At 46.5% G+C, this 23,611-nt stretch carries 21 protein-coding genes and 1 pseudogene; 5 read left to right on the plus strand and 17 right to left on the minus strand.

The genetic code is table 11. The annotated features are described in order from the left end of the window. Positions 1-48: 48 nt before the first annotated feature. The 3 genes and pseudogenes from KNO98_RS02685 to KNO98_RS02695 all read left to right on the plus strand — a co-directional run. Positions 49-1,779, plus strand: coding sequence for an ABC transporter ATP-binding protein (locus tag KNO98_RS02685; RefSeq protein WP_214698803.1), 1,731 nt, complete (start codon positions 49-51; stop codon positions 1,777-1,779). Continuing rightward, on the plus strand, positions 1,776-2,648 hold the full coding sequence (locus tag KNO98_RS02690; RefSeq protein WP_026825873.1) for an NAD(P)-dependent oxidoreductase: 873 nt from the start codon (positions 1,776-1,778) through the stop codon (positions 2,646-2,648). The genes KNO98_RS02685 and KNO98_RS02690 overlap by 4 nt, the downstream gene beginning before the upstream one ends. Positions 2,649-2,693: 45 nt before the next feature. Next, positions 2,694-2,870: pseudogene (locus KNO98_RS02695) on the plus strand (DUF2188 domain-containing protein); the annotation flags it as partial. Between the two features lie 70 nt (positions 2,871-2,940). Here the strand turns inward: KNO98_RS02695 and KNO98_RS02700 are convergent. From KNO98_RS02700 to KNO98_RS02755, 12 genes are all read right to left on the minus strand, one after another. Continuing rightward, positions 2,941-3,585 (minus strand): DUF975 family protein, encoded by a 645-nt coding sequence (locus KNO98_RS02700; protein WP_214698805.1) that lies wholly within the window; start codon positions 3,583-3,585, stop codon positions 2,941-2,943. A gap of 73 nt (positions 3,586-3,658) precedes the next feature. Further along, complete coding sequence (locus KNO98_RS02705) at positions 3,659-4,312, minus strand: copper homeostasis protein CutC (RefSeq protein ID WP_214698807.1); 654 nt, start codon at positions 4,310-4,312, stop codon at positions 3,659-3,661. A gap of 13 nt (positions 4,313-4,325) precedes the next feature. Next, complete coding sequence (locus tag KNO98_RS02710; protein WP_214698809.1) at positions 4,326-5,096, minus strand: DeoR/GlpR family DNA-binding transcription regulator; 771 nt, start codon at positions 5,094-5,096, stop codon at positions 4,326-4,328. Positions 5,097-5,270: 174 nt separating this feature from the next. Beyond that, complete coding sequence (plsY, locus tag KNO98_RS02715) at positions 5,271-5,879, minus strand: glycerol-3-phosphate 1-O-acyltransferase PlsY (protein ID WP_214699930.1); 609 nt, start codon at positions 5,877-5,879, stop codon at positions 5,271-5,273. Between the two features lie 23 nt (positions 5,880-5,902). Continuing rightward, positions 5,903-6,775 carry a M15 family metallopeptidase gene (locus KNO98_RS02720; RefSeq protein ID WP_214698811.1) on the minus strand — a complete coding sequence of 291 codons (873 nt, stop codon included), beginning with the start codon at positions 6,773-6,775 and terminating at the stop codon, positions 5,903-5,905. Positions 6,776-6,853: 78 nt separating this feature from the next. Then, on the minus strand, positions 6,854-7,270 hold the full coding sequence (locus tag KNO98_RS02725) for an acyl-CoA thioesterase (RefSeq protein WP_026825868.1): 417 nt from the start codon (positions 7,268-7,270) through the stop codon (positions 6,854-6,856). Positions 7,271-7,301: 31 nt separating this feature from the next. Beyond that, a complete protein-coding gene (locus KNO98_RS02730) occupies positions 7,302-9,560 on the minus strand; it encodes an AAA family ATPase (RefSeq protein WP_214698813.1) in 2,259 nt (752 codons plus the stop codon). A gap of 56 nt (positions 9,561-9,616) precedes the next feature. Continuing rightward, positions 9,617-10,294, minus strand: a complete 678-nt coding sequence (locus KNO98_RS02735; RefSeq protein ID WP_214698815.1) for a hypothetical protein — start codon at positions 10,292-10,294, stop codon at positions 9,617-9,619. 102 nt (positions 10,295-10,396) lie between these two features. Then, a complete protein-coding gene (locus KNO98_RS02740; RefSeq protein ID WP_214698818.1) occupies positions 10,397-11,962 on the minus strand; it encodes a BCCT family transporter in 1,566 nt (521 codons plus the stop codon). A 125-nt stretch (positions 11,963-12,087) separates the two neighbouring features. Beyond that, on the minus strand, positions 12,088-12,582 hold the full coding sequence (locus tag KNO98_RS02745) for a DUF3939 domain-containing protein (protein ID WP_251129429.1): 495 nt from the start codon (positions 12,580-12,582) through the stop codon (positions 12,088-12,090). Between the two features lie 107 nt (positions 12,583-12,689). Next, the gene (acnA, locus tag KNO98_RS02750) at positions 12,690-15,404 is read right to left on the minus strand and encodes an aconitate hydratase AcnA (RefSeq protein ID WP_214698820.1); all 2,715 of its coding nucleotides are present in this window, start codon (positions 15,402-15,404) and stop codon (positions 12,690-12,692) included. Positions 15,405-15,598: 194 nt separating this feature from the next. After that, positions 15,599-17,197: a peptide chain release factor 3 gene (locus tag KNO98_RS02755; protein ID WP_026825862.1), complete on the minus strand. Its 1,599-nt coding sequence runs from the start codon at positions 17,195-17,197 to the stop codon at positions 15,599-15,601. A gap of 178 nt (positions 17,198-17,375) precedes the next feature. Between KNO98_RS02755 and KNO98_RS02760 the strand changes: the two genes are divergently transcribed. Beyond that, positions 17,376-17,807: a DUF2621 domain-containing protein gene (locus KNO98_RS02760; protein ID WP_026825861.1), complete on the plus strand. Its 432-nt coding sequence runs from the start codon at positions 17,376-17,378 to the stop codon at positions 17,805-17,807. Positions 17,808-18,121: 314 nt separating this feature from the next. Here KNO98_RS02760 and KNO98_RS02765 read toward each other — a convergent pair whose 3' ends face one another. Next, positions 18,122-18,574 (minus strand): CcdC family protein, encoded by a 453-nt coding sequence (locus KNO98_RS02765; protein ID WP_026825860.1) that lies wholly within the window; start codon positions 18,572-18,574, stop codon positions 18,122-18,124. A 19-nt stretch (positions 18,575-18,593) separates the two neighbouring features. Then, positions 18,594-19,292 (minus strand): cytochrome c biogenesis CcdA family protein, encoded by a 699-nt coding sequence (locus tag KNO98_RS02770; protein WP_012726450.1) that lies wholly within the window; start codon positions 19,290-19,292, stop codon positions 18,594-18,596. A gap of 188 nt (positions 19,293-19,480) precedes the next feature. On the opposite strand from KNO98_RS02770, the gene KNO98_RS02775 reads away from it, so the two are divergent. After that, positions 19,481-19,663: an aspartyl-phosphate phosphatase Spo0E family protein gene (locus tag KNO98_RS02775; RefSeq protein ID WP_214698822.1), complete on the plus strand. Its 183-nt coding sequence runs from the start codon at positions 19,481-19,483 to the stop codon at positions 19,661-19,663. Positions 19,664-19,739: 76 nt separating this feature from the next. Here the strand turns inward: KNO98_RS02775 and KNO98_RS02780 are convergent, their stop codons facing one another. From KNO98_RS02780 to KNO98_RS02790, 3 genes are all read right to left on the minus strand, one after another. Next, positions 19,740-21,503: an ABC transporter ATP-binding protein gene (locus KNO98_RS02780; RefSeq protein ID WP_214698824.1), complete on the minus strand. Its 1,764-nt coding sequence runs from the start codon at positions 21,501-21,503 to the stop codon at positions 19,740-19,742. Next, complete coding sequence (locus KNO98_RS02785) at positions 21,493-23,247, minus strand: ABC transporter transmembrane domain-containing protein (RefSeq protein ID WP_214699932.1); 1,755 nt, start codon at positions 23,245-23,247, stop codon at positions 21,493-21,495. Before KNO98_RS02785 ends, KNO98_RS02780 begins: the two co-directional genes overlap by 11 nt. Before the next feature lie 126 nt (positions 23,248-23,373). After that, a complete protein-coding gene (locus tag KNO98_RS02790) occupies positions 23,374-23,607 on the minus strand; it encodes a YneF family protein (protein ID WP_026825854.1) in 234 nt (77 codons plus the stop codon). Positions 23,608-23,611 lie beyond the last annotated feature (4 nt).

Here is a 23,611-nt window from a genome sequence, read left to right on the forward strand (position 1 = left end):
CCCGTTTTTGAAACAGCGAAAGTAAGAGGAGAGGAGGATGTTCCAAAAATGAAATCATCTACATGGCAAACTTTTTTTCAACTCTTTAAAATTGCGAATCCTCCGAAAGGATTGTTTGTCGGTGCCATTCTTATTTCGCTCCTTCAAGCAGCTGCATCACTGGCCATTCCACTTATTCTGCAACGCGTGGTCGACCGTTGGAGTAGCGACCTGTTGACGCCCGAGTGGATTGCGTACTTCATCATCGCTTTTTTCATTCAAGTCATCACGAGCGCTGTTTCGATTTACTGGCTACATATTGTCGGTCAACGTGTTGTCGCCAATTTGCGGACGACATTGTGGACCCATCTTGTTAAATTGCCCGTTCCTTTCTACGATGGAACCAAGTCGGGTGAACTCGTTTCCCGATTAAACAATGATACGACAACGCTTCAGCAGCTATTATCCGAGCAAAGCGTGCGCCTATTGACCTCTCTCGTCTCGGTCGTCGGTGCTGTCGCCATACTGTTCACACTTGATTGGCAAATGACACTCGTCATCCTGTTCTCAGTGCCAACTACACTAATCATCGTCATTCCGCTCGGTCGTAAACTTCGAATCATTGCGAAAGAGACACAACAAGAACTTGGAAATCTTTCCGGATTCTTTGCCGAATTGCTCGGTGAAATCCGACTCGTGAAATCACAGGCAACGGAACAGACTGAAGTGCAAACTGGTAGAGCCAAAATCGAAACACTGTTCGACTATGGAGTAAAGGAAGGGCGCATTCAAGCGATTCTTATCCCGCTCCTTAATGTCACATTGACCGGGATGTTGATTACCATTCTTGGTTTCGGCGCTTATCGTGTATCGACCGGAGCATTATCGACAGGCGAACTGCTCGCGTTTATGTTGTACTTGTTCCAAATCATCACGCCACTTATCACAATGAGTGAATTTCTGACGAGACTCCAAAAGGCGCGTGGTGCTACTGAACGAATCGCTGAATTGCTTGATGTCAGTCCTGAACCGTATAGCGCGCGTGAAGAACTGATCGAGCAAGCCGAACTTTCATTTGAAAATGTAGCATTCCACTATGGTACGGAACCGGTGATTCAAGGATTGACCCTTCACGTTTCGCCTGGAGCGACGACCGCCATCGTGGGACGCAGCGGTGCCGGAAAAACGACTCTCTTTTCCCTCGTTGAACAATTCTATTTACCTACAGGAGGTACGATACGATATGGAAAACGCGAGATTCAGTCATACGGACGTGATATGTGGCGTCAAATCATTGGTTATGTCGCACAAGACTCTCCTGTCCTTTCCGGTTCCGTAAGAACAAACATTATTTATGGACTTAAACAGAATGTAAGCGATGAAGAAATCAGAGAGGCGTGCGAGATGGCGAATGCGTGGTCATTTATTGAGGCGATGCCTAAACAGCTCGATACAGAAATTGGAGAGCGAGGTATTCGATTGTCTGGTGGGCAACGACAACGTCTCGCGATTGCGCGGGCGTTGTTACGTAATCCGCAAATTCTATTGCTCGATGAAGCAACATCAAGTCTTGATTCAGAATCTGAGCGTGTCGTTCAAGAAGCCCTCGACCGCCTCATGGTCGGACGAACTACACTTGTAATTGCCCATCGTCTATCAACAGTCAGACACGCTGACCAAATCGTCGTCTTAGAAGACGGTCGTATTAGCGGAATCGGGCAACACGAACAACTCTTAAATGAGAACGAACTTTATAAGCGACTCGTTTCACAACAATTACTAGGGGGACAATCAACGTGAAGACAATTGGTTTTATCGGACTAGGTGTCATGGGACAATCGATGGTACGAAATTTGATGAAACATGGATTTGACGTGCAGGCCTATACACGTACGAAAGAAAGAGCGGTAGATCTCCTCGACGAGGGTGTGACATGGTGCGAATCGATACAAGACGTCTGCGAAGGCGCCGATGCCGTCATCACAATCGTCGGTTATCCGTCAGATGTCGAGTCCATCTATTTTGGAGATGGGAATATTCTCGACTCAGCCGAACCGGGTACAATATTGATTGACATGACAACTTCGTCGCCAAAGCTCGCTGAACGAATCGCAGAAACTGCCATCGACCGGGGTCTTCTCCCTCTCGATGCGCCGGTCACAGGCGGGGACGTCGGGGCCAAAAATGGAACACTTTCCATTCTAGTCGGCGGTGGTGAGTTCGCCTTCAACAAAGCAAAGCCATTATTTGAAGCGATGGGGCAAGCAATCGAACGGATGGGATATGCCGGAAGCGGTCAATACGCTAAACTCGCCAACCAAATTGCCATCGCTGGAATCATGATGGGGAACGCAGAAATGCTGGCGTTCAGTAAGCAGGCAGGTCTTGACCCAGAAGCACTCATCCGTACGATCCGTGGAGGAGCAGCCGGAAGCTGGACGCTCGAGAATCTTGTTCCCCGCATGATTGTTGAAGATTACGCTCCTGGTTTCTTTATTAAACACTTTATCAAAGATATGACCCTCGCCATCGAGAGTGCAAATGATCTTCACTTGAAATTGCCGGGACTCGAGCTTGCCCACCGACTCTATAATATCCTCGAGGAGAATGGTTACGGAGAGAACGGTACCCAAGCGCTCATCGATTACTACATCCATCAAGAAGTTTGAAACCAAGCATTTGTGGAATTAGTAGGAGTGAAGGAGGCGATTTTCGTGCCATGGAACATGAAAGATTATCCAGAATCACTGAAAAACTTCGACCCACTCGTAAAAAAGAAAGCCATTGATATCGCGAATGCATTGCTCGCGCAAGGCTATTCTGAAACTAAAGCAATACCAATTGCCACTGAACAAGCGAAGAAGTGGCATGCGGATGCTTCGGAAGAGGAAAAACATGATTTTGAAGATGCCCCCAATCCTAAAAAGACAGATCAGCATTGAACGTAAACAACCGGTCGGATTACCCGACCGGTTGTTTTGCTTGATAGGATGCTTTCATCTCTAAATAAAGGCCAGAAATAGCCGTCTGTAGATACGGAGTGACGAAGATATATGCTAGTCCTCCTGTGAGAAGAACGAGCGCATACCACCCGATGAAGCTTGCGAACAACTTCAGCATCGTCCGTTTATGTCCTTTCATGATCTGACGACTCTTTCGCATCGCCTGAAATGCAGATAGATTCGGTTCGTCCCGTAGGATGAATGGGACGATACGATACGTCAAATAAAACCAGACTCCCGGCACGATGAGGAACAACATCAGCACATTGAGTCCCAGATAGAATACGGCATAGTACGACACGGCTCGCCCGTACTCTTTGACCGAACCGAACGATTCAATCAATAGACCAAAACTTGGCTTTTCATCTTTGGCTACCTGAAGAAAGACCCAGTTCTTTCCGAGCTCTATCGGCGCAAGCAAGACCGTCGCCCCGTACAGGAGTGCAACCGAGCTCATGAGGGCTTCGGGATTGTTCGTCGAGAGGTCGAGACGTGTCGTAATCATCGCCTGAATGACCATGACGGTCAACACAACGAGTAAAGACACACTCCATTTCCCAGAGAGCATTCGAAGAGCGTATTGTTTGTAAACAGAAGATTGCATGACTTCACCTACACTTATCATTTTCTTTCATTATAGCAAAAAAACAGTCTTTCGACTGTTTTCTGCCATCGTGTTATCCTCGTAGTTGTTTGAATTTCGATTCATCGAACTGTCCATCTGTTCGCACGCCGTTCCCGATATGTACCATATCTACAACGAGTCGCTCTTGTAGAGAAGGCATTGTCTTCAACGTAATGCCGGAACCAGGCAATATCGTCATTCCCGCCTGTTCTTTAAGCCGATTCAACACTTCAATTCCTTCGATTGCAGTATTTGCACCACCGGATGTCAACAAAATGTCCACTTCGGGATATTCATTCAGTACCTCGATTGATTCAAACACATCACGAGATGCATCGAAAGCCCGATGGAAGGTGAGCGTCATCTCCCCTTTATGTTTGATAACCTCACCTAAGATTCGCTCATCAATCGCTCCGTCCTTTGTCAATGCACCGAACACAATCCCATCCACTCCGAGTTCGCGGCATAGACCGATATCTGCAAGCATCGTTTCAACATCGTCTTCGTTATAATGAAACGAACGTGTATGAGGTCGAATCATGACATGTACGGGAATCGATACGTGTTCGACAACATTTCGAATCGTTCCAAAGCTAGGGGTGATCCCCCCATTTCCCATATCAGCAATGAGTTCGAGTCGGTCTGCCCCAAGATGCTCTGCCTGAATGGCTTCTGATAGTGTCGTGACAATCACTTCTATTTTCATGTAATCTCTCCTTTTAAGGCGCGAACTTCCAGTCCACACCATGTTCGGCTAAGACGCCTTTAAATTCTTGTGGCTCCGGAAAATCAGAGATGATGGCCGTCACCTTTGAAAAATCACAAACCCGATACCGTTTTTGTTGGTTTAATTGAGTATGATCTGTCAATAAGTACGTCTCGCGACTCTGAGACATCACTGCTTGGGTGATACTAGTGAGTCCGAAGGCATCACAAGTCAAACCGAGCGATGCATCAACCCCTTCGACAGACATAACCGCAAGGTCAAACATATACGTTTGGAGTTGTGCGAGAACTTGTTCACCGGTCGTCACGAGATGTTTCGGGTCGATTGTACCACCTAATAACTGAATCTCGCCACCGAGCACACCTTTTGCTCGCTGTTCAAATAGCGCTTTCGCCACCGTCAAAGATGGGGTAACGACTGTCACATTGCGTCCACGCAACCGGGATGCCACTTGTTCGGCCGCGACTCCGTGCCCGATATATAATAATGTATCATCTGGAATTAACTGAAATGCTGTATAGGCGATGCGGCGAATTCCATCCATGTTTGCAATGACAATGGGCTGAAAGGACATACTTTGATGAAGGACCGCGCCCCCATATACGCGTTTAATCCGATGCTCTTTCTCTAGCTCTTCTAAATAACGTCGAATCGATTCCCCAGAAACGTTCAAACGTTCAATCAACTCACTCGTTTTCACTTTGCCTTCCCGTTCAACCCATTCGACAATTTTTTGTTTACGCTCTTCACCGATTAAAGACACATCCCTGCCTCCTCCACTAAAATCATTCCTTTTCTAGTGTAACGAACGGATGTAAATTTAACGTAAAGTGAAAGTAAAGAACGAGCAAATCCAACATGATTTTGTTTCTTTTTTATGTAAATCAACAACAATACACAATAAAAGGCACGTCCTCAATAGACGCGCCTGTATGAATCAAGACTTAGGCTTTTTTTGAAAGAGTGGAACTTTCGGTTCTTTCCCCGCTCGTATACGTTGCCAATTGGTACGATGTTTGATGATGATAAATAATGCCAGTGGCACGATAACGATTAACGGTAACCAATCTTTCGTCAATAAGCTATACGTCGTTGCCGTCACGAGTCCGACCGCCGCCGCAGCCATGGAAGAGAGGGACACCATTCGAGAGATGAGAAGTGTCACAATAAACGTACCGACAACGACAAAGAAGAACCACGGGAATGCCGCTAGGAGAACTCCACCACTCGTTGCGACTGATTTACCACCTTTGAATTTCGCAAAAATCGGATAAGAGTGCCCAATGACCGCAGGAATCCCAGCTAGGAGCAAACTCATCTCACTACCAAATAAAAGTGGTAACAGCGCCGCTGCGAACCCTTTCCCCATGTCTCCGAGCAAAACAAGGATACCGGCTTTCTTTCCAAGGACTCGAAACGTATTTGTCGTCCCTAAGTTGCCACTTCCGTGTTCACGTACATCTACTCGGTAGCCAATCTTGCCAATGATGAGTGCGAACGGGATCGCCCCGAGTAAATAGCTTAAAAGTATAATCATGATTTCTATCATATATGGCATCGCAATTCCCCTTACTTCATAAATTCCTGAATATAACGATCGTATGGTTTATTTAAAGTATGCACTTGTTTGGCATGTTCCATACCGATAAAGCGTAAGTGCCACGGCTCGTACATATACCCTGTTTCTTCCTCAAACGCTCGTTGATAGCGGATGATAAAGCCATATTCATGGGCGTGGTCCGCTAACCATTTCCCTTCAACCGTTTCGCCAAGGTTTTGAGTGAGTTGATAGTTCACAGATGCACTCGATACATCGATTGCAAGGCCAGTCTGATGCTCAGAATGACCTGGAGGAGCGGAATACTTCATGGCTTGTTCTTTTCCATCGCGTTCGACGTAAGCATTGAATAGATTCACTTGATAGGCGTAAGAACGAAATGCGCTTGTCCCCTTTAAGTCAATCCCTTCCGTTTTCGCATCTTTCATCAAACGTTCAATCGCCACTGCTGCCTCTTTACGCAACATCCGGCGCTCACCGACCGTCGAATCAACAAAATCAATATTCGCTTCAACTAAATCGGCGGGCTGATAATTTGCCGGTAATGCAATCTGTTTATTCACAAGAATTAATTCATCTAATTCCAAGTTTGCCACACCATCTATCTCAATCGGTTGGGCAGGTATCGTTGGTTCCGTCTCTGTAGATGGAGCCGGTTCAGTTGGCTGTCCGTCGACTTCTGGTTTATCATCTGTCGACTCTTTATCAGTAGGTGACTCCGTATCCACATCGTCTTCACGATCTGAGTTTGGTGCTGTCTGTGATTCATCTATTGTTGGTGACTGTGTCGTTGGTTCTTTCGGTTCAACTTGCTCGTTTGTCGTACAACCGACCAATGTAAACGTCAAGGCGCCGCAAGCCATCAGGAATGATGGATAACGCATGCGATCTTCCCCTTTCTAAATATCAAAAAGTACCGTCAAGATATGATACCACACTGACGGTACGAAGACAGAAGATTCTTAGACAGGATTCATGACGCTCATGTACATCTCATGCCATTTTGGAAATTCACGATCGAGGCGAATCGGTTTAAAATCACCTCGTTTGACGACCACATGTGTAGTCGTTGCCTTACCGACAAGTTCGCCTTGTTGGTTCGTCAACTCATACCCATAAATCGTTCTGACTTTCGAATACTGATCAACCCATACGCGGACATGGACCGTATCACCGAATGTCACGCTCCGTTTATAATCGACAGTAACGTTCGTCACGGGTGAAACAAATCCCGCCTCTTCCATATCTTTGTATTCGACCCCAAGTTGTCGTAACAATTCAGTACGCGCAATCTCTAAATAAACCAAATAGTTGGCATGATAGACGATTCCCATCATGTCCGTTTCTTGATATCTTACTGGAATTTGAATCGTATGCATTGAATCATCCTTCTTTCCTACCGCCAGTATATTATAACTTACTCTTAATATCTACTACTAATAACTGTTGAAGAGACGCTTCTTCCTCTTCATTCGAAACGATACGATACGATTGACGCGCAATCGACTCATCAATGACGGAAAGAGCAGTTCGTGCATTCGCGTGCTTAATTTCTCCCAATCGAGTCGCCAATGCTTCAACCGCTTCATCGTCTATCACGTATCCGAACTGATTCGCATAATTTATGGCAATCTCCACCAATTGACTTTGTGAATAGTCAGCGAAATGGATCGTGCGTTTCATCCGACTGCTCAGCCCTGGATTCGATTCGATCAACCTGCGCATCGGCCCTTCATATCCCGCAAGGACGACGACAAGGTTCTCACCATGTTTAGGCATCTCATCAACAAGCGTATCAATCGCCTCCCGACCGTAGTCGTTCACTCCCCCATTCAAGCTATACGCTTCGTCAATGAGTAATACGCCACCAAGTGCGTCACGGATTGCTTCTTTTGTTTTTTGAGCTGTCTGTCCTACATAGCCACTGACCAAGTCGGCTCGACTGACGACATTAACATGTCCCCGCTTCAAGTATCCTGTGCGTTTCAACATCTGTGCATACAAGTACGCAAAGGTCGTCTTCCCAGTTCCACTATTTCCTGCAAGCGTCATATGGAGTTGGACGGGTGCAGCCTTCAAACCGAGCGCCTTTCGTTTCTTCTGAATCTTTACGAGCGCTTCAATCTCTGCCAACTGCGTTTTCGCTTCCTCCATACCGACAAGGTCATCTAAAGAAGTCGGAGACGATTCATCCATCGGCTGTTCGAAGTCTTCTTCCGTCAATAGGGCCATTTCGTCTAGAGGGGCATCTGCTCCAAACCGTGATCCTTTTCTAAACATCGCATCAAGTAAAATGTTATGGACGGTTCTGGCGTTCCCGAATGTCAAATCGACTCGTTCCCGGTCAATTCGAGAGAGTAGCGCACGTTTTGCATCTTCGGTCAATACGTAATTGTTCTCTTGCGCCACTTTTTCTCCGATGGCGACCAGTTCTTCGTCACGATAGTTCGGTAACTCATAATGATTCGATTCAGGGAATCTTGAACGCAAGCCCGGGTTCGCGAGTAAGAAATGGCGCATCTCCTCTGGATAACCGGCAAGGATGACGACAAACTTCCCGGCATATTCACCACTCGTCATTGCTGCGACAAGTGTATCGATGGCTGCTTGTCCATAATCGCTTCCACTCGCATCTTGACGCTTTAACGCATACGCCTCATCAATGAACAAGACGCCACCTTCTGCCTCCTTCACCTTATTCATCACTTGTTCCTCTGTTTGGCCGACATATGCTCCGACAAGGCTCGAGCGATCCGCCTCAACGAGATCTGGACGACCGAGCAAACCGAGCTCGAAATAGATTTCTGCCATAAGCCTTGCAAGTGTCGTCTTGCCGGTTCCTGGGTTTCCTGTGAAAACGAGGTGGAGGGAAGGTTGATGCTTGGAGGAGAAGCCTGCTTTCTCTCGTTCTTTTTGGAAGAGAAGGAAGCGATACCACGCCTTCACCCGCTCTTTAATGTTCTCGAGTCCAATCATCTCCTCGAGTGATTCAATTGCACTCGACCGAGTCTCGCTCTGACGTTCCGGTAACAGATTGCAAATTGTGTCCAGTCGCTCCTTAACGAATCCCACACGTTCCCCGAACCGACGAAACGCTTCCCGACTGAAATAGTTCCCTTGCATCGATGCAAGCAAGGACGCCGTATCATCTTCGAGAGATGCGACTTCTTGCATTGCCTCGATAATTGCCTCAAACAATTTCTCGAGCTGACCTCGCCATTCGGAATCACGCAAATCCGATTTTGCAGTCTCCACTTCATCATGGAGTTGGTCGAGTTGGTCGAGTAGTGCTGATGTTTTAGACTCGTACTCCGTCAAAATTTGTACCTTCATCGATGCATAATCTGCTTCCCGTAGTGTCGGCCAATCGATTTGAAGTGCCTGCTTCGAACGGCGCAACAGCTCATTCAATTGAAATAGACGCAACTCATTGGGTAACGCATTCATCGACTCCAACTCTTTTACCCAACGGTTTAGTAACGGGTCCATCGACTCCCTTTGTTCGAGCCGATTCGTTGCGAGTAAGGTCAACGAACGAATCAATTCTTCTTGATGCTGAGTCGCTCGAGACCAATGTGCATAGGATAACAATGCTGCTTCATTGATTTTTTCGCCCGCTTCCCAGTTCGCCAAATCCGTTTGAACTTGTTCTACTTGAATTTGTTTCATCCTGTTCTCCCTTTCAGACGACAAGGGAGCCGACATCATGTCTGCTCCCCATCGGATTATCTTGATTCAAAAGATGTCATCCGAATCGAATGGAATAACTTCCCGTTATTCCGCGATTCTGCCGCGAGCAAAATTCGTTCGTTCGCATCGACATAATATGTGACTGTTTCTTTATTTTCTTCCTCACTGAAAATCGATGGATAATTTTCAATCCATTCTTTCGGAACCGCTTCAGCTGTTTCGGACTTCACGTAAGCTTGTGCAGTACGTCCAACTAAATTCGTCTCTCCTTCACTTGAACCAAGAGTACCATCATCAAGCCATTTACGAATCTGTTCGTTCGTGGCACGTGACAAGAACGGGTGTGGCGCAACTGCTCCTGAATTCGTTTCTTGGCGTAGAACTTCTTCCCCATCCGGGTTAAACTCCAAGTACGTCTCTCCGTCCCATTCTGCTTTTGCACCGACATTCGGACCTGTAACGACTTCAGAGACAAAATGTCCGTCATCGTCATATGTGACAAGATATTCCCGTTCTTCGAGTTTTTCTCCTTCTTTCGGAAGTTTACGCTCTTGGTATCCGATCACGACATTTGAGTAAAAAGGTTCGACCTGTTCTTTCTCTTCACCATTTAAATTAAAGAGAACGTAAAAATTATAAGCGAGTAACGCCCCGACAATGAGGATGCCGGCCAATATCACCCAGCTCAACCGTTTTTTCATCTGTTGTTTCATAGCCTATCCTCCTCGTTTCTTCACTTACTATCCTACACTAGCGAAGAAGACAAGCAAAATATTTTTAACTAAAAAAGGGCCTCCATAGAGACCCTAACTGGTTTAACCTAACTTATCTTCGTCTTTCTTTTGCATTTCGAGCCATTTGTCTCGCTCATCTGGTTCATCGGCCAAATCTTTGAACAAGGCGACGATCATAAAGATGAGTACGAAAACGAATGGGAATGCCGCAAGAATCGCTACAGCTTGTAAGGCGGCAAGGCCTCCTGAATAAAGCAGTACGGCCGCGATTGAAGATTGAATGATACCCCACGTCATTTTAATACGCATTGGAGGAACGAGCTTACCATTCGATGTGAGCATTCCTAATACATAAGTTGCAGAGTCCGCAGATGTGATAAAGAATGTCGAAATCAAGAAGACAGCGACAATACTCAGTACCGTTCCAAATCCACCGAACGTGTCAAACAGTGCGAAAAGTCCGATTTCTGTACCGATTTCGTTTACTTGACCAATCAAGTTGTATCCACCGAACAAGTCAGCCCAAATCGCTGAACCACCAAAGACAGAGAACCAGATGAGCCCAAACGATGTCGGGACAAGTAAGATTCCGATGATGAATTCACGAATCGTACGTCCTTTCGAAACACGCGCAATGAATGTTCCGACGAATGGTGACCAAGAGATCCACCATGCCCAATAGAAGATTGTCCAACCGTTGATCCATTCTCGTTCAATCGGCTCAAACGCGGCGGTACGGAAACTCATACCCGGTAGTTGTTGCAAATAAGTACCGACAGTTTGCGTAAACAAGTCGAAAATGAACGCCGTCGGTCCAGCAAACATCGTTGCAACGAGTAAGACGATGGCGAGGAAGATGTTTGTGTTACTTAAAATCCGAATTCCTTTGTCGAGACCTGTTGAGGCGCTGATCATATAAAGAACCGTTACGACGGCGATGATGATCAACTGTGTCACGAAGGCGTTCGGTACCCCAGGGATGAGGTAATGAAGGCCCCCGGCAATCTGTTGAGCACCAAAACCAAGTGATGTCGCTACCCCGAACGCCGTCGCAATGACTGCAAGGATATCGACTGTCTGTTTCACAGGTTTTTCATAACGATTGTGGACGAGCGAACCGATCGTTTCCCCAATCGTCGCCGGACGTCCTTTTCTAAATGTCGAGTAGGCGATGGCGAGTGCAATCATCGCATAAATCGCCCATGGGTGGAATCCCCAGTGGAAAAAGGCATAACGCATTGCTATCCTTGCGTCTCCTTCAGGCGTCAATGATGAGAATGGTGGTGAGTGGAAATGAAGTAACGGCTCTGCTGCTCCCCAGAAGATGAGGCCAATCCCCATTCCGGCACTAAACAGCATCGCGAACCACGACAAATAACTAAACTCGGGACGGTCCGAGTCTTTCCCAAGACGAATCGAGCCATACCGTGAAAAGATTAAAAAGATGGCAACGAGCAGGAATCCTGTCGCACTCAAAAGATAGAACCAACCCATCCCGTTTGAGAGCCAGCCTTGAAGTGTGCTCGTTACATTGAGTAGACTCGCATTTCCAATGGCACTCTCGGGGAAGAGTCCCCAGATTGTGAATAAGCCTGTTATGATTGCAGATACGACGAACACGGTCGTCACACGGCTTTTCCGTTCCATAAAAATCACTCCTATTTAATTTTCTATTTTCATATACGTTTTCCACCCTAACATACTTTTTAAACAAGTAACAACCCCATCTGTCATTAAATGTGTCATTTACCGCAAAACATATAGGTGTCTTGTCAAGAGGTAGACTCTTTAGGTTCTAGTGAGACAATCAATGTTTCGTCCACCACGTAGTACGGTCGTTTTGGTAACGTTTTTAAATAACCACCTTCTCTTAATCGCGATAAATCTAGTTGTAATGAATCTTGAAATTTTCGTAGCGGTAGTTTTTTTTCTTGATCCATATACAGATCGAGGGCACGTTGCACCTGATCCATCTCGTATATGACGTCTCGTTCTTCTTCAGGCACGATATGAAATGTTTCTTTTGACATATAAAAGCGTTGTTTCGGAATTCCGGATAAATGATGTTTCAATCGCTTCGTATCGATTTCTTGCGTGTCATCCAACAGGACGGTGCGATTTACCCCTTTTGGCAACGCTTGTTCATATTCGTGAATCGCTTGCCGCAATTCAGAGAGCGTGATATCAATCTCCCGATCAGGCTCCACTTCTTTTTGTTGCATCAGCCGCTTCCACCAACTTTTTCCAACTTTTTCATCTCGATCCATGTGCATACCCCTCCCTCTTTTCCTGTTCCCGATTCCATTAAAACTTTCACCATAAAATCGCATATTCATGAAAAAAACCTTCCTTTTTTCAAAGGAAGGTGTGCAGCTTATTTCAATTTGTTACGGAGAACCATCTGTAAGATTCCACCGTGACGATAGTAGTCGATTTCAACTTCCGAGTCGAAACGAGCGATGACTTTGAATTCTGTCACCGTTCCGTTCTCGTGTGTTGCTTTAGCGTTTAAGATGTCACGCGGACGAACAGACTCATCGACTTGGATATCAATCGCTTCCTCACCAGTCAAACCGAGTGATTCTGAAGATTCCCCATCTAAGAACTGAAGTGGAAGTACACCCATCATGACAAGGTTTGAACGGTGAATCCGCTCGAAACTTTGCGCGACCACCGCACGAATTCCAAGAAGGTTCGTTCCTTTTGCTGCCCAGTCACGGGACGACCCCATTCCGTAGTCGTTTCCAGCAAGAACGATGAGACCAGTCCCTTGCTCTTTATACTTCATCGCCGCATCGTACATCGGCATGATTTCTCCAGTTGGCCAGTAAGTCGTGAATCCACCTTCTGTACCCGGAGCGACTTGGTTACGGATTCGGATATTCGCGAACGTACCGCGCATCATCACTTCGTGGTTACCACGTCGCGAACCGTACGAGTTGAAATCGATTGGCTCCACTCCTTTTGAAAGGAGATATTGACCTGCTGGTGTCGTCTTCGAGAACGACCCTGCTGGTGAGATATGGTCCGTCGTGACCGAATCAGCGAACTTCCCGATAACGCGTAAACCATTCAACGCGTGCACCTCACCCGCTTCCGGTTCGAGTTGTTCAAAGAACGGTGGGTTTTGAATGTATGTCGACTCATCAGAGAAATCATACAAGTTTCCTTCTGGCACTTCTAGCGCGTTCCAACGTTCGTTTCCAGTAAAGACGGTTTCGTATTCTTTACGGAACGCTTCAGGGGAAACAACGTCTTGAACGACCATCTTGATTTCATCGTTCGATGGCCAAATGTCTTTGAAGTAGACTTCATTTCCATCTTTATCCGTACCGAATGAATCATTCATGACGTCAAAGTTAACAGTTCCCGCAAGAGCATAGGCGACGACGAGCGGTGGCGATGCCAAGAAGTTCGCTTTCACAAGTGGGTGAACGCGTCCTTCGAAGTTACGGTTCCCTGAGAGGACTGATGAGACGAGCAAATCGTTGTCTGTGATCGCCTCTTCCACTTCACGGTCGAGTGGCCCGGAGTTTCCGATACATGTTGTACAGCCGTATCCGACTGTATTGAAGCCAAGCTCGTCCAAGTAAGAAGTCAAGCCAGCTTTGTCGAGATAGTCTGTGACGACCTTCGAGCCTGGTGCGAGTGACGTCTTCACATACTTCGGAACAGTCAATCCACGCTCGACAGCCTTCTTCGCCACGAGTCCGGCACCAACCATGACGTATGGGTTTGACGTGTTCGTACAACTTGTGATCGCAGCGATTGCAACATCTCCCGTGCTCATGTCGACTGCGCCGTCTTCGTAGTTAACCGTCGCCTTTTTGTCGAGTTCTGAACGGTCGAGACCGAACCCGCTATTTCCTGCAGGAGCGCTCAAGCTATCGATGAAGGATGTATGAACGTCTGAAAGGTTGATTCGGTCTTGTGGACGTTTCGGACCCGCAAGTGAAGGTTCAACTTTTGACAAGTCGAGCGTCAACACTTTCGTGAACGTTGGATCCGCTTGATCTGGCGTATAGAAGAGGTCGTTCGCTTTTGAATATTCTTCAACGAGTGTGATCAACTCTTCAGAACGGCCTGTCGTACGCATGTAGTTCAGTGTTTCCGTATCCACTGGGAAGAACCCACATGTTGCACCGTATTCAGGTGCCATGTTTGCAATTGTTGCACGGTCTGAAAGTGGCATCGTGTGAAGTGATGGACCGAAGAATTCAACAAATTTCCCGACAACTTTTTCATGACGAAGCATCTCTGTCACGACGAGCGCAACATCGGTTGCCGTCACACCTGGGTTGACTTCACCGATGATTTTGACACCGACGACGTCTGGTACTGGGAAGTATGAAGGTTGACCGAGCATGCTCGCTTCTGCTTCAATTCCTCCAACACCCCATCCGAGAACACCGAGACCGTTGATCATCGTTGTATGAGAGTCAGTTCCAACGAGTGAATCTGGGTAAGCTACTGTACCTTCCGTATCGCTCTTCTCAAGCACGACTGACGCCAAGTACTCCAAGTTTACTTGGTGAACGATTCCTGTAGCTGGTGGAACGGCACGATAGTTATCGAATGCTGTCTGTGCCCAACGTAAGAACTTGTAACGTTCTTCGTTACGTTCGAACTCGATATCCATGTTTTTCATCAACGCACCAGCAAAGCCGTACGCATCTACTTGAACAGAATGGTCAACGACGAGGTCGACAGGAATTTCTGGGTTGATTTTGTTTGGGTCCCCGCCAAGGTCTGCCATCGCTTTGCGAAGTGAGGCGAGGTCTACAACCGTCGGAACACCAGTGAAGTCTTGAAGTACGACACGTGCCGGTTTGAACGGTACGTCAATATCTTTCGAGACGTCGGCAGTACCCCATTTTGCCAAGTTCTCGACATGTTCTTTCGTGATGGCACGACCGTCTTGTTGACGGAGTACTGATTCGAGCAGAACACGAATCGAATAAGGAAGACGGCTGATGTCCGTTAATCCCTCTTCTTCTAACTTTTTCAATCGATAAAAATCATACGATTGCCCGTTCACCTCGAATTTAGTTCGAGATGAGAAGGCGTCTAAAACATTCGTTTGTTCCATTGCAATTTCCCCCTTTTTGAAAGCGCCGACCACACGACAATGCGTAATCGCTTACTTTTCACATATTTATCATAATACAAGTATAGCGTGACGTAAAATACATTCCGTCACAAATTAGTCATAAGTAAAACTTATTACGTTATTCGTTAGGAGTTAAACACAAAAAAACACCTCAAAAACGAGGTGTTTACAACTTATTCTTCTGTACCAATCTCTTCATTGACGTCAAGTGCCTCGACGAGAGTCAAGTCATCGGCATGACGTTCTGCAAAACGCTCAAACGTGAACTCGTTCGCGAATAGGAAGACCGGACGTTCCCAACGGTCAGTGACGAGCATATTCCGTGAGTCTTGGAACGGTTTCAGTGCTTTCAATTCCTTGTCTTTCACCCAACGTGCAACACTGTATGACACCGGCTCCATTCGGATATCTACGCCGTACTCGTTGTTTAAGCGATATTCGAACACTTCGAATTGAAGTTGTCCGACAGCACCGAGATAAATCTCGTTGTACTCGTTACGATAGACTTGGATTGCCCCTTCTTGTGCGAGCTGCTCCACACCTTTGTGGAAGTGTTTTGACTTGAGTGAGTTGACCGGCGATACGCGCATGAATAATTCAGGCGGGAAAGTCGGCAACGCTTCGAACGCAATCTTTTGTTTCGATGTCGTAATCGTATCCCCGATTTGATACGTCCCCGAGTCATAGATCCCGATGACATCACCGGCAAATGCCTGATCGACCGTCTCACGGTCGTTCGCCATCAACTGTGTCGACTGGCTCAATTTAATTTTCTTTCCAGTCCGTGTGAGCGTCACGTCCATTCCACGCTCAAATACACCTGAACAGATGCGGACGAATGCGATCCGGTCGCGGTGTGCCGGGTTCATGTTCGCTTGAATTTTAAAGACGAATCCACTGAAGTCTTCTGACGTCGGATTGATTGGACCAACGTTCGACTTACGTGCCTCTGGAGCTGGCGACATCTTTAAATAATGATTCAAGAATGCAGTCACGCCAAAGTCGACAAGTGCTGTCCCGAAGAATACTGGGGTCAATTTACCACTTTGAATCTCATTCACATCAATCTCGTTCCCGGCTCCGTCGAGAAGGTCGATCTCGTCGCGAAGATTTGTCAAGTTCTCTTCTGATAGATGATCAGCGAGCACCGGGTCGTTCACCCCATCCTCGCCCAGTTGAAGCGTCGACTTCTCACCACGGAACAAATGAACTTCATTTTTCATTCGATCATACACACCTTCGAACTGCATCCCACTCCCGATCGGCCATGTGATGGCAACAGAAGGCATGCCGAGCACTTCTTCAAGTTCCTCCATCAATTCAAGCGGATCTTTTGCCTGACGGTCCAACTTGTTCATAAATGTAAAAATCGGAATCCCACGCATACGACAAACTTGGAATAGTTTTTTCGTCTGTGCCTCAATACCTTTCGCTGCATCGATGACCATGACCGCGCTGTCGACCGATGTCAACACGCGGTATGTATCCTCACCGAAGTCATTGTGTCCAGGTGTATCCATAATCGACACGACTTTATCTTGATAAATGAATTGCATGACGGACGATGTAACCGAAATTCCACGTTGTTTCTCGATTTCCATCCAGTCAGATTTGGCGTGTTTTGAATTTTTTCGTGCTTTGACCGTACCCGCCTCACGAATCGCACCACCGTGCAAAAGTAACTTTTCTGTTAATGTCGTCTTCCCCGCATCCGGGTGAGAGATGATGCCGAATATTCGACGTCTCTCAACTTCCTGTTTCAATTGGCTCATATACTATAGACCCTTCCTTTCTCGACTCAGATCATGCTTATTCTCGTAGCAACGCTCTCTATTCTAACGAAATCGATTCAGTTCGTCTATCCTAACAGGACGTGCGCCTTTTGCAATTTGATTCTTTTTTGTATACTTACGATGAAAGTAAGTGAATGAATAGAACGGGGGAAAGACGATGCCAGAAAACTTGATGATGTATTTCATTATATTCTGGGGATTCGTCATGATTGGTCTCATGACGATTGGCGGGTACTTCATGTTCCGCAAGTTTTTAAAACGAATGCCGAAAGAAGATGGACGTTCCCTACTTGATATTGAAGATGATTATATAGAGAGAACGCTTCACCTATGGACCCCGGAAACTCGGACGCTACTAGACCGGCTCGTCTCACCGGTTCCCGAGTTGTTCCGCGACGTCGCCATCCGAAAAATCGCCGGGAAGATTGGGCAGTTCGCACTTGAATCCCGGGCTAAAAAGATGACGACCGAACTCGTTGTAAAAGGATATATCGCTGCAACGCCAAAACGCGATCACAAGTTTCTAAAGAAAGCACTGGCCGAAGAAAAAATTGACTGGACACCTTACGAACATTATTTTCAGCAGTAGACTCTATCCAATTCGGCTAGAGTTTTTTGTTTATTAAATTGGGCGATTTGACTATTTGGAAGTAGTAACTTTTCTCCCGAATTATATGACCTAAGCCCATCGTTCAATTTCCAGACAGCATTGAGAACGCTCGTAACTATCGTTGCCGGACTCGTCTTCTCAGCCGCTTCCTCATCCACTCATGACTTTTTTGAACACATCATCAATAGAGGATGCAACAAAACTTAACAAATATAAGAATCGATACGGAGACAGAAGTCGCCATCCTAAAAGAGAGGTAAACAAAAATGGAGCGGCTTTGAGCCACTCCATTTTCATGTGATTGCGATTCGTTTATACTTCTGATACATCGCAATTCGCCACGGAACAATCATCCCCCACGCAATTAAATAGAACAATCCTCCAGTGGAGAAAATATCGACTTCATGCCCGACCCAAACTTTCATCGCCGTGCGAATCGCAAGTAGTGCAAAAACCACGATAAAAAATGCTTTCGAGCGGGACAGATACACTTCCCCATCCCGTTTTTCAAAGTTTGATGTTTTGATTAAGAACAGGCTAAAGATCAGTCCGACCGCTAGCGCTTCAAGTACTTCAATCCATGACAAGCGAAACGCAGGAATCAAAAACTGAATCATCCCTGTTGTCATCGCAAGCGGTGGAATCAAGATTTTTTTTGCATTCGTCGGTTTCGCCGATGCTTTCACACGAACGAAGCTTGCCACGATCCCCATCAATAATGCAATAAGAGTCGATCCCCATAACATTGACATCTCGATCAACCCCTTAAAATCCGGTGAATCCGACAAGTTCGCTCATCCAGGCCGCGAATCGATTCATTCCGTCAAAATATAATAGTACGCCGAACGCCATCATCAAATAGCCTCCAACTTTTGCAACTTTCGCGCTGTTTCGTGCTAAGTACTTAATTTTGCCTACGAAAGCGACCATCACTAAAAATGGAATCGCGAAACCGATGACATACGCCAACATGTAGCCGAGACCTTGGCTCGGATTCGTTGCGGCAAGTGCAATCACGCCCGCTAAAATCGGACCCGTACAAGGCGTCCAACCAGCTGCAAACCCAATTCCGATTAATACGGTTCCAAAATACCCACTCTTTCGTTCGCCGATATCCATTTTCTTTTCGCGCATCATAAATTGCGGTTGCCAAAGGCCCGCCAAAAAAACGCCGAATACGAAAATCAAGATGGCTCCGAACATCCGAAGACTATCTTTATACTGGATGAAGACGTCTGCAATCAACGATGTCGATAATCCAAGTACGAGAAAGACAATCGAAAAGCCGAATAAGAACGAAAATGTGTGGAACCAAGCTGTACGCTGTTTCAATCCTTCATTTTTTAATTCAGATACGGAAACCCCGGTAATATACGATAGAAAAACCGGATACAACGGGAGCGTACATGGTGATAAAAACGATAAGACGCCCGCCCCAAATGCGAGCCATAATGTGACTTCCATGACGATTTCCACCTTTCACGACCATTATAGCGAAAACCTATTTAAATTGCTCGCATCTTTTCCTTCGCATCTCAATATCATTTTGTAATTTTTGAAATGGAAATGAAACTTGTCATCTGTAAACGAAGGTGCTAAGATTTGGATATTCTAGTTCACAAAATTCTAACTTACATGATGGGGGAACGAACGTGGCAGTCACCGCAGCAGATACACTACACCAAGCCATTGAACAAAAACGTGATGAACTGTATGAAATCGCGTCAGAGCACTCTTGGAGCTCGCCAGAAGTCATTTTGGTCAGTCAAGAACTTGACTCGCTGATTACTCATCACGTCCTATCAAAATATAAAAAAGAACAGCTCAATACTTAATTTTATTGGCTCGTCACCTTGGGTGGCGAGCTTTTTTCCATGGAAAAAGGACACCTAGGTAGGTATCCTTTCCAATTCAAGACATCAGACGTTGACCAGACTGAAGTTCATACATTTTTTTATAAAGACCATCCTGTTTCAACAACTCTTGATGATTTCCCCTCTCCACGATTTCCCCTCGATGCAAAACCAATATCAAATCGGCATCTTGAATCGTCGACAGGCGATGGGCAATCGCAATTGTCGTACGACCACGGCGCATCCGATCGAGTGCAATTTGAACACGTTCTTCCGTCTCGGTATCGATTGAACTCGTCGCCTCATCGAGAATGAGTATTTTTGGATTTCGCGCGACCGTGCGTGCAAATGCAAGCAATTGCCGTTCTCCACTCGAGAAGGTAGCCCCACGCTCCCCGACGTTATGTCCATATCCGGCATCCAACTTCTCGATGAACGTATGTGCCTGAACAAATTCAGCGGCCTCACGCGTCCGTTCTGAATCGATGTTCGGATTGAACAGTTTTAAATTTTCTTCAATCGTTCCCGTAAACAAGAACGGGTCTTGAAGTACCAGTCCAACTTGCTGACGAAGTTCTTGTTCTTCAAATTGTTCGAGTGGCTGTCCATCAATCGTGATTTTGCCAGATCCATATGGGTAAAAACGTGTCAATAAGTTAATGATCGAACTTTTCCCGCTACCGGTATGACCGACGAGCGCGACCGTTTCTCCTGGCTTGGCGACGAACGAGATATGTTTCAACACATCGACTTCACCGTCATAACTGAACGTCACATCCTCGAATCGCACCTCCCCTTCCGAAACACGAGCTTCTCCTGGCAACTGTTTTCCTGGAGATGGCTCATTTGTATCTAAAATTTTAAAGACGCGGTCCGCAGATACGACAGCTTGTTGAAACTCGCTCAGTCGTTGCATGATGTCAAGCACCGGTCGGAAAATACGCTCGATATAACTGATGAACGCGTAGACGACCCCGACTTGAACTTGCTCAGTCATCGAGAGGACTCCATAATACCCGAGAAGTCCAATGATGGAGAATGCGAGCAACAACTCAATAATTGGACGGAGTAACATACTATCGAGCTTTAAGTTCCGATATCGTGCCTCTTGGTGCGCCTCATTCGTTTCTTCAAACTGACGGATGAGTCGTTCTTCTTGGCGGAATTGTTGAATGATTCTCATTCCATTGATGGATTCGTTCAACTGGGCATTGAGTTGAGACAACAGGTCTCGAACTTGAGCAAAATACTTCGTCGAGAAACGACGATACGCCCAGATGATGAGCCAAAAGAGTGGCAGTAGGACAAGTCCCATCGTCGCAAGTTGCGGCTCTAGTATGTATAGGAATATATACGTCCCAATCAATTGGACAGCCGACTGAACGAACGTACTCATGACACCGACGTATAGCTCTTTTACGGCCTCGGTATCATTCGTGATGCGGGATACGAGGACACCGGCTGGGGTACGATCAAAATAAGCGAGACGCATCCCCATGACGTGACGAAAAATATCCATTCGAATGTTCTGGACAATCTTCAATGCAATCTTTTGGAAGGAGATGGACTGCAGATAGTCAAACAGAATAGCTGACAAGTGCAGAATCATATAAACAGTGAAGAGGGCAATCACCCAGTTCGTCGGATAGACACCTGGCGTGACAAACTCATCGATGAACACTTTAATGAGAAATGGACCGGCCAACTTGGCACCTGTCGCAATCAATAGAAAAACGAAGGCGATACCGAGAGGTTTACCGTACCGTTTCGCGTAACTCAGCAATCGTTTGATGACTTGCCATTCTTGAATATCATGCTTCATCGTGCCCACCCCCTTCTACGATCGCCTCAAGCTGTTGACGGTCATATGTTTCTCGATACCAGCCTATCTCTTGAAGGAGTAACTCATGCCGTCCACGTTGTACAATTTTACCGTCTTCGATGACGAGAATCTCATCGGCATGTTCGACTGCGGAAAGTCGATGTGCGACGATGACTCGTGCCTGTTCCGGATTGCCGACACGAAAATGCTCGATAATCGATTCTTCGGTTTTCGCATCAACGGCAGATAGCGCATCATCTAAAATCAACACATCAGCCTCTGTCATGAGCGCCCGCGCAATGGAAATACGCTGCTTCTGTCCTCCTGATAATGTCACACCGCGCTCACCGACGAGCGTCGCGTACCCTTCAGGGAGGCGGACGATATCTTCATGTACCTCTGCGACCTTAGCCGCTTCGATGATTTCCTCCATGCTGGCATCGGGTCTTCCGAATGCGATATTGTTTGCGATAGAATCAGAGAATAAGAAGTGGTCTTGCGGCACGACTGCAATTTTATCCATGAGAAGTGACTTTTTCACTTGGCGGATATTGATTCCACCGATTTTGATTTTGCCATCTTTCACATCATACTCACGGGTCAACAAGCGTACAATTGTCGTCTTGCCTGCCCCCGTCCTTCCGACGATCCCAATCGTTTTCCCACGCTCGATTCGGAAATGAACGTCATCGAGTACGATAGTCTCATCATAAGCGAACTTTCGAACGGCAACTTCCACCTCTGAGTGCGCCAGAGTCGTCGCAGCCATACGATCGTCTTGAATCTCAGGCTTGACGGCAAGCATTCGCTCGATGCGGTCGTATGAGGCACGTCCCCGTTCCACAATGTTAAACAGCCAACCGAATGCTAACATCGGCCACGTCAAGAGTGCCAAATAGGCAGTGAAGCTGACAATCTGTCCAATTGTCAATTCGCCCTGCTCGATTAGGACTGCCCCGTATCCGACAGAAAGGATATAGGAAAGGCCGACAATTCCGAAGATTGTCGGATCATATAAGGCATCGATTTTAGCGACACGGACGTTTTTCGCCATGACCTCACTCGATAAGTTTTCAAATGAATCCACATCCCGCTCGACTTCCCCGGCCGACTTTAAGACACGAACCCCACTGACACTTTCCTGCACTTTGTCATTCAATTCTGAAAATGCCGCTTGAGCGACCCCGAATCGGCTATGTAACATCTTTCCATATCGTGTCGTCAAAGCGACCATGATTGGGAGTGGCAGTAAGGCGACGAGCGTCAGTTTCCAACTGATTGTCGTAATCATCGTGATGATCACGAACGTTCCGAGCGTCACGCTATCAACAAGCGTCAAAATCCCCGCTCCGGCCGTCATCGATACGGCCTGTACATCATTTGTCGCATGTGCCATTAAGTCACCGACACGTGATTTTTTGTAGAATCGCTGGTCGAGGTCCGTAAAGTGCCGATACAATTGACTGCGAAGCTTTCTACCTAGACGAATCGAAGCACCAAAGATGAAATAGCGCCAAAAGAAGCGGGCAACATAATTCCCAATCCCGACCGCAGCTAGTCCTCCGAGTAACATCCAAAGCGTGTTCGATGCGAGTGAATCACTGTTGATTTCATCGACGACTCGTCCGATGATGCGTGGAGGAATCAACTCTAACCCTGCCACGAATATGAGTAAGACGATACCGATTGTATACGTCTTCCACTCGAGACGCAAAAACCAAGATAATTGTTTAAATACACGAATGAGAAACGCCCCCTTCTATCTTTATATGAAGATTATTTCTTAATCGTAGCGAAAGTTTGTTCGATTGTCTAACAAAATGAGGAGACAAAAAAAGCACTTCGAGGACCGAAGTGCTTTCACGACTCATTATGACTTCTTTTCATCTTTCATCTGCACGTTCATGGCGCGCATCACTTGGTTGACTTTCTTCTGTGATGGCTTTTGACCCATCTGCATCATCAACGTACGAATCATATCTTCATTGATTGGCGGGTTTTGTTCAAGGTAGTTCATCATGTATTTACGCGCGATGAAGAATCCAATCGCGATACCCCCGATGAGTGCTGCCACGACAAGAAGAATCCAAAATAATGTACTCAAGGCT

Origin of the sequence: Exiguobacterium sp. s57, from assembly GCF_018617685.1 — a bacterium.
Classification (GTDB): Bacteria; Bacillota; Bacilli; order Exiguobacteriales; family Exiguobacteriaceae; genus Exiguobacterium; species Exiguobacterium marinum.

What these genes read in the sequence shown, in the direction of transcription:
- KNO98_RS02685 (WP_214698803.1), top strand. Translation starts at nt 49, where the DNA reads ATGAAATCATCTACATGGCAAACTTTTTTTCAACTCTTTAAAATTGCG.
- KNO98_RS02700 (WP_214698805.1), bottom strand. Translation starts at nt 3,585, where the DNA reads ATGCAATCTTCTGTTTACAAACAATACGCTCTTCGAATGCTCTCTGGG.
- KNO98_RS02705 (WP_214698807.1), bottom strand. Translation starts at nt 4,312, where the DNA reads ATGAAAATAGAAGTGATTGTCACGACACTATCAGAAGCCATTCAGGCA.
- KNO98_RS02720 (WP_214698811.1), bottom strand. Translation starts at nt 6,775, where the DNA reads ATGCGTTATCCATCATTCCTGATGGCTTGCGGCGCCTTGACGTTTACA.
- KNO98_RS02725 (WP_026825868.1), bottom strand. Translation starts at nt 7,270, where the DNA reads ATGCATACGATTCAAATTCCAGTAAGATATCAAGAAACGGACATGATG.
- KNO98_RS02730 (WP_214698813.1), bottom strand. Translation starts at nt 9,560, where the DNA reads ATGAAACAAATTCAAGTAGAACAAGTTCAAACGGATTTGGCGAACTGG.
- KNO98_RS02735 (WP_214698815.1), bottom strand. Translation starts at nt 10,294, where the DNA reads ATGAAACAACAGATGAAAAAACGGTTGAGCTGGGTGATATTGGCCGGC.
- KNO98_RS02740 (WP_214698818.1), bottom strand. Translation starts at nt 11,962, where the DNA reads ATGGAACGGAAAAGCCGTGTGACGACCGTGTTCGTCGTATCTGCAATC.
- KNO98_RS02745 (WP_251129429.1), bottom strand. Translation starts at nt 12,582, where the DNA reads ATGGATCGAGATGAAAAAGTTGGAAAAAGTTGGTGGAAGCGGCTGATG.
- acnA (WP_214698820.1), bottom strand. Translation starts at nt 15,404, where the DNA reads ATGGAACAAACGAATGTTTTAGACGCCTTCTCATCTCGAACTAAATTC.
- KNO98_RS02755 (WP_026825862.1), bottom strand. Translation starts at nt 17,197, where the DNA reads ATGAGCCAATTGAAACAGGAAGTTGAGAGACGTCGAATATTCGGCATC.
- KNO98_RS02760 (WP_026825861.1), top strand. Translation starts at nt 17,376, where the DNA reads ATGCCAGAAAACTTGATGATGTATTTCATTATATTCTGGGGATTCGTC.
- KNO98_RS02765 (WP_026825860.1), bottom strand. Translation starts at nt 18,574, where the DNA reads ATGTTATGGGGATCGACTCTTATTGCATTATTGATGGGGATCGTGGCA.
- KNO98_RS02770 (WP_012726450.1), bottom strand. Translation starts at nt 19,292, where the DNA reads ATGGAAGTCACATTATGGCTCGCATTTGGGGCGGGCGTCTTATCGTTT.
- KNO98_RS02780 (WP_214698824.1), bottom strand. Translation starts at nt 21,503, where the DNA reads ATGAAGCATGATATTCAAGAATGGCAAGTCATCAAACGATTGCTGAGT.